This is a genomic window from uncultured Shewanella sp. (assembly GCF_947495455.1).
Classification (GTDB): domain Bacteria; phylum Pseudomonadota; class Gammaproteobacteria; order Enterobacterales; family Shewanellaceae; genus Shewanella.
The window spans coordinates 1-6,361 of the sequence record NZ_CANLZC010000169.1; the positions used below are offsets into that span (position 1 = coordinate 1).

Annotated in this window: 2 protein-coding genes and 3 pseudogenes; 3 read left to right on the top strand and 2 right to left on the bottom strand. The window is 34.9% G+C overall.

All coding sequences use genetic code 11. The features are described from left to right. Nucleotides 1-80: 80 nt before the first annotated feature. Nucleotides 81-953: pseudogene (locus Q0791_RS23975) on the bottom strand (IS1595 family transposase); the annotation flags it as partial. Between the two features lie 159 nt (nt 954-1,112). On the opposite strand from Q0791_RS23975, the pseudogene Q0791_RS23980 reads away from it, so the two are divergent. From Q0791_RS23980 to Q0791_RS23990, 3 genes and pseudogenes are all read left to right on the top strand, one after another. Next, nucleotides 1,113-1,702, top strand: a pseudogene (locus Q0791_RS23980) (transposase); the annotation flags it as partial. 428 nt (nt 1,703-2,130) lie between these two features. After that, complete coding sequence (locus Q0791_RS23985) at nt 2,131-4,887, top strand: hypothetical protein (protein ID WP_299011786.1); 2,757 nt, start codon at nt 2,131-2,133, stop codon at nt 4,885-4,887. A gap of 84 nt (nt 4,888-4,971) precedes the next feature. Further along, nucleotides 4,972-5,130: pseudogene (locus Q0791_RS23990) on the top strand (transposase); the annotation flags it as partial. 206 nt (nt 5,131-5,336) lie between these two features. Here Q0791_RS23990 and Q0791_RS23995 read toward each other — a convergent pair. Continuing rightward, entirely contained in the window at nt 5,337-6,164 is an 828-nt protein-coding gene (locus Q0791_RS23995; protein WP_299011787.1) for a hypothetical protein, read from the bottom strand. Nucleotides 6,165-6,361 lie beyond the last annotated feature (197 nt).

A 6,361-nucleotide genomic window follows, 5' to 3' on the forward strand; every position in this document is an offset into this window, starting at 1 on the left:
GAAAGCCACAACTTAATATAACATCAGCCGAATTCAACGCGATGACAGTAATGCGTTAAACCGATCTGAGGTTAATTTGGCAAATACTTAGTCGCAACACCTTTCATTTTTCCATTTATCCAAGCCTTGAAGTTGGCTATCTCACCATTGACGGTTTGAATATGGTAAACGCCATCTATGACTCTCTGTTTATTATTGATTAGCCGCTTATGATCACATTTTTTCTCTTTGGCTATTCCTACATATGCCCATGCACCATCACTGCAAAGCACTGAATTAACCTCAATATTCTTGGCTAAATTGGTTGCTATTTCTGACACAGTATCCGCTGATAATACTGGTGCTATCATATGCTTGCTTCGGTCTATTGAGAGCAATATTGCCACTTTTCCTTCTTTGGTTCTCTTATCGATATCACTCCCTCGTTTTCTGCTTACACGTGGTAGATGAATGGTTTTAGAACCTTTTTCTGAGTAAGCGAGAAAGAACTCATCTGCTTCAACAATGCCAGAGAGTTTGTCATCATTTTTGCCTGCTTGAGCACTGAGAAATCGATGTCGCCACAAGAAGGCTGTTTTAAGATTAATGCCGCATATTTTAGCGGCCTCTCTTAATGTTAACTTCAGCTTCATACAGTGGGCGTATTTTTCCCATAGATGACTTTTATGCAGTCTTGCAAGTGGAGTATTTGTTTTATTATTAAAGGTCTTATGACATTCGTTACAACGATATCTTTGTATCATCCTCGCTTTTCCCCACTTCTTGAACTTAGCAGAGTGACAATGTGGGCATTGAGCTGATGCATCAAAAAGAGGTTGAATGAGCTCATCGATAGGAATGTCACTGTCTAATGCTTGAATTGACTGGTGAACGACTTCTCTTTGGCCTGGAGTCATAGAGATAAGTGATTTTGTTATCTGGCTAAGTTTACTCACAAATAATTTTGTTTTCATTGCTATGACCTTCAATCAGTTAGCTTCACCTATTAAGTATAGACAACATTTTTATACAACAGCGCCCAATCTTTTGACTTTGAACATGCCTTAAAAGCATTACAAGCAGGTAGAAACCTAACAGGCAAAGAGGGTATCCTCTGTCCGTTAATCAAACAACTGGCAGTATTGACAGATTTAAATAATCGGGGTGTTGAGAATATTCTTATCGCTTATGTTGATGGGCTAACAGGCTTTCCTGAAGCCATAGCCAGTATTTTTCCTCAAGTAGAGGTTAAGTTATGCGTGATCCATTAAATCCGCAATTTGATGCAATATGTCGCATCAAAAAGCCTTTATAGCGGATTTAAAACCGATTTATCGAGCCGTTTTACTAAGGAAGTGGCTGAAATAGCACTGGATGAACTTGAGGCGAAATGGGGCAATGCTTATCCATTGGATATCAACGCTTGGCGCCGAAAATGGGATAATTTATCGCCTGCTTTTAAATATAGGAAGTGTTAAGTATCCAGAGCATATTTGAAAAGTAATTTATACGATCAACGCTGTGGAAGCAGTGCATCGTAAATTTAGAAAGTTAACTAAAACCAAAGACGCCTTTCCCAACGAAAATAGCTTGTTGAAACTGCTTTATGCAGGCATATTATACCCGTGATAAATGGACTATGCCGATTCATAATGGGAGCTTATGTTTATCGCAACTGGCTATTTATTTTGAAGGGCGTTTAGATAACGTGCAGGGTATTTAAATGATATCACAGACACAGAATAGTGAACGCCCTCGATTAAATTTAGATGTGATTTTAAATTAATCTTATTACCCGCTTTAAGAATACAAGAAACCTTTTATTGTATTTGCTTTTACGTTATTGTTTAATTTATGGATGTTGTTTAATTTATGGGGAGTGATTAAGTTATAAATACTTTATAGTTATAAGTGTTGTTTGGGTTATGAATGTTTGGTATTTTAAGGCGTAAGTATTTTCTATTTTTATATATGTTTTAGTTGTATAATCTGCATGCGTTAAGTTGTTAAGTTGTATAATCATAATATCAATAGCATCAACTCATAACTGATTATTTTTCATGATTAGTGTTATGTTATTTTTAATAGGCATATTAAATAAATTTATAAAACATAACTCTTCAGACCAAGTGAACTATAGAGAAATAAAAAATGATATATCTTATTGATTTAGAACAAACGATGAAAAACTATCCGGTATTTTTCTCTTGGGTGGAGGTTACCCCTGAGCGAGTTCGTGCTAATGCAGAGGTCATGAAGCGTCTCAACTTAAGTCGCAGTCAAAGATCATCGAAATACGTACCAATATTTTATCTTGGTTATAGTGCGGAGGATACTAAGGTATACTTTGTACATTGGGAGGATAAGAATAAAACTAAGTTTATAATTGCAGAATGCTATCTCGATGATCCCCTTAAAAGGTTATTGCATTACATGTTCTTTAATCGTTCGATTGATCCGACATTATGGAGTTATGTTGAAAAAACACAATACCCTACCGCTGACGATATTTTTCAATTATTAGATGTTCATAACCTACTAAAAAACGTAAAAGATTTTTCAGGAAAAAAAATAAATTATAAAGATTGTCTTTATTGGGACGAATCCCTTTTCACTTTATATAGACTGTTGGAAGACGGTGAATTTCAGGATGTTGATTATCCTGATGACTATTTATCTTTATCTGATGACGGTTATCCTAGTCGAATCCTTCGTATTAAGACCGTTATTTCAAACTTTAAAGATCTGAAAACGACTATTGCCAAAGGTGTGTCTTTGTGTAAAAAATCGGATGAAATACGGCAGGATTTAATCGTATTATATTTTGATGAAACGATAACAAAAAAAGTATTATCTCGTTATACTAAAAATAAAGAGTTAGAGGAAGGCAAAGGAGGAAATATAGGCTATTTAGGCAATGATATGACTTATAGTATATATTGTGTATCACCTATTGATTTGCTTAAAACTATGGCTTATCAGGTCATGGTCTCAGGAAACAGTAAAAAAGAAATCGGTCTTGCAAAGTCAATAATGTCATCATCTTTTATTTTATCCGCTTGTCAAAGCGCCGTGATGAAAATAAATAAATTTTTAAGTGGTCAGGTATGTGCAATTCATGGTTCATCGATCCAAAATTGTAATTATCTTTGCCAGTCAAAAAACGTTTACAGTAAGATGGAACAGGTAGTTAATCATGAGGTGTGTGCAACTCATGGTTTTTTAAAAGAACGGTGTGATGAAAATTGTACTAATAAAAATTATTCTTTTTTATATAAATATTATTATCAGGGGTTATTAGAGCAAATATTCCGGACAAGTAATGTTAAAAACCTTAATTATATGAAAAAAGTGTTTAATAATCCTGAAAAGTACAATTTAATCGTGCTTATGTCTATTCTCGTTGATTTTAATAAATTTATGTATAATGTACAAAAAAGAGATACGTTCAAAGATAAAATAAAACCGATATTACATGATACGAGAAATGCTGTCGTCGACAGGTACAATAATACTCCCATTAGCGATGATGTTGAAGTCGAGAAGAGGATAGAAGGATTGTTATTGGAGATACAAGAGATAGAAGGTGATCAAAAGCTGATAAATTATGCTGAGAATCTTGTTGCTGTAGTGCCCGACAGTAAAGTGGTTACTTACGTTAGAGATATGGGAAATAATCAACTTAATGCGGATAATTTTAAAACAATAACCGATAGAGAAGGTGATTTTATGATTGACGGTAATACGTTATCTTATGGTAATGGGCAAGATAAACGTATTGATGCAGTAAGATATCAAAAATATCACAGTTTATTTAAAACCTTTAAAACAGATAAGCTGCCTTTAAGGTGTACGATTTCCTTCACGACTGCACGTATTTGTCAGTTAGCGTCTTTCTCTAATTGTTCAACTGTAGAGTTGACATCGCTCATTTATGCTTTATTTGGATTTTGGAATAAGGACTGTTTAAGATCTGCGATGTTTATACACAGCTACCATGAAATGTTTTTAGTCGCAAAAAATTTTGGCGTACCTTATAAATATGGCCAATATCCTGATGAGTTACCTAATGAAAGTTGGGCGAATAAAATACTCTGTACACGTGATGCGGTCACAAGAATACAGCTATATATTATTAGCCGGAAACAAAAGAGAAAGTGGAATGCTGGTTTTGGTTATTCGTATAAGGATAAAATGAATGCTGCAAATTTCCTTATCAAGTGTTTGCAATCACATTTTGATAATCAAGAATACATATCACAGCAAGTCAAAAAATATGGACCAGTCATAGCTAAGGGAAACTTATCAGAGGCTTTTAGCCAGATAATACATATGGTGCCTGAGTGGTTTTTAGATCATGGATTGAGGAAATATCGTCCTGCTAGAATAAAAGCAATAAAAAAGATAAACAGGCCAGAGACGTTAAAGCAGCAAATGGCAAGGCGCGAAAAAGAAAAAGCAATACAACATGATATAAACAAAGCTATTAAAGAAGAACACAGAGCTGCAAGAAGAAAAATAATGGAAGACTCAAGGAGTACTCATGCTGCTGCCTTAGCAAAGGCGAGAGAAGAAGCAAAAGTAAGAAGAGAGGAAGAAGCAAGGTTAGAAGCAGTAAGATTAGCTGAAGAAAAAGAAGCTAGAAGGGCTGAAAGAAAGGCTAAAAGAAGGAAGGAACGAAGGATGGCAAGGGCTAGAAGAGCTGCAGGAAGAGCGATACAAACAAAATTAGCTGTAAGACATGAAGTAGAAAGACAAGAAGCAAGAGAAGCGGCAAGAGATGCAGCAGGAAGAGCGATAGAAACAAAAGTAGCAGCAATCAAAGCAGCAGAAAAAGAGAAAAAAGACAAACAAAGAACATGGAGCGATGTCTTCTGGGATGCTTTGGATGACTTTAACCTTGGATAAGGCATTGAACTAATAGTCCTCTTTGTGAGTAGCTTTTTTGAGTAAGATGGAATTTATTGCCTGCTTTTAAATATAGGAAGTGTTAAGTATTCAGAGCACATTCGAAGGGGGATTTACACCACCAACGCTGTTGAAGTAGTGCACTGTCAATTTAGAAAGTTAACTAAAACGAAGGGCGCATTTCCAAACGAAAATAACTTGTTAAAATTGCTTTATGCAGGTTTGACCTGGTCAACTGAATTCGGTCACCCTAGTTAAGTTCGTTAAGCTGTACTAGCTCAGACCTGATCTGACAGTTACCCGATTTTTGAAGGGCGTTTAGATAACGTGCTGGATATTTAAATTATATCACTGACACAGAATAGTGAACGCCCTCTTAAAATCTCACAGCTGGAATAAATAAGTCTAAATTGGAACGTTATATTAACTATATGATTAGTTAGGCTTTATTACCTGCCTGATGCATCATAAATATTGCTGATATCAACAGAAGTTGTTCGTCTGCCTGCTTCTATTTCTCGACAGTATCGATTTAACATACTTTCATTAAATCTCGTATTTTTTCTATATTGCCGTACTTTTGCTGCTATTATATCTTTGAATAAAGGTTTGGTTATTTTATCTTTTTTTTCTCCAAATATTTTATAAGATTCATCTCTAAATATATGATCCAAAGAATATTTTTTGTAGTTGCTTAAACGGTCAATTGCTCTGTCAATCATATTTTGCCATTTGGTTCCTTCATTTAAATATTTAAGTGAAAAATAATAGGGATAATAAAAAGGGGCAAAAAATTCTAATGCGATGAATTCATTTTTAAGGTTAATGCCAAGTTGTTTTTGTAATGCCAAGTGTTTAGTATTAACACTTGAAGGGGTATAGTACCCCGTTGAACTGACTTTTGCGTCGAAATGTAAATAACGGTCGGTTGTTTCAGGGGCTTTAAGTATTGTTTTTCCCTTATTTCTTAACATAAGTTTGTAAGAATTTAATTTAGTTTGTAGTATCCTTTGATTGGTATTTGGATCATTGATACCAGCATGCCCAAGTATTAATTCTAGTGAATTTGCATTTATGAGGTCAAAAGTACCTGGGTATTGTGACGGATAGTCTTGTGCAAAAGAGCCATGTTTAGCGACCAATAATTCGATTATTACATTAGTTTTGTAACTGAATAAGGGCAGTATAGGTTGAAATCCTCGAGCATTAACCGTTTTGTGTCCGTTGTGGTTTGCAAAAGATACATGCGCTGTACTAATAAAATCGCATGAAGACATATCAATCACTTTTTTTGTGGCAGAGGTTCCTATCCAATTATCAAGACTATTAAAGATATTAAGGTTACCAGGTACTGGATCTTTTAAATCTAGGACAACGTCGATTCTGTCCTTGAGCGGTATGACGTGGTTTAATTGATACGACTAACCCAGTTAAGACATAATTGATTTAACTGGAGATTGAAATGAAAACACGT

Excerpts from the sequence above, each read along its gene's own strand:
- Q0791_RS23995 (WP_299011787.1), bottom strand. The coding sequence starts at position 6,164 with ATGTCTTCATGCGATTTTATTAGTACAGCGCATGTATCTTTTGCAAAC.
- Q0791_RS23985 (WP_299011786.1), top strand. The coding sequence starts at position 2,131 with ATGATATATCTTATTGATTTAGAACAAACGATGAAAAACTATCCGGTA.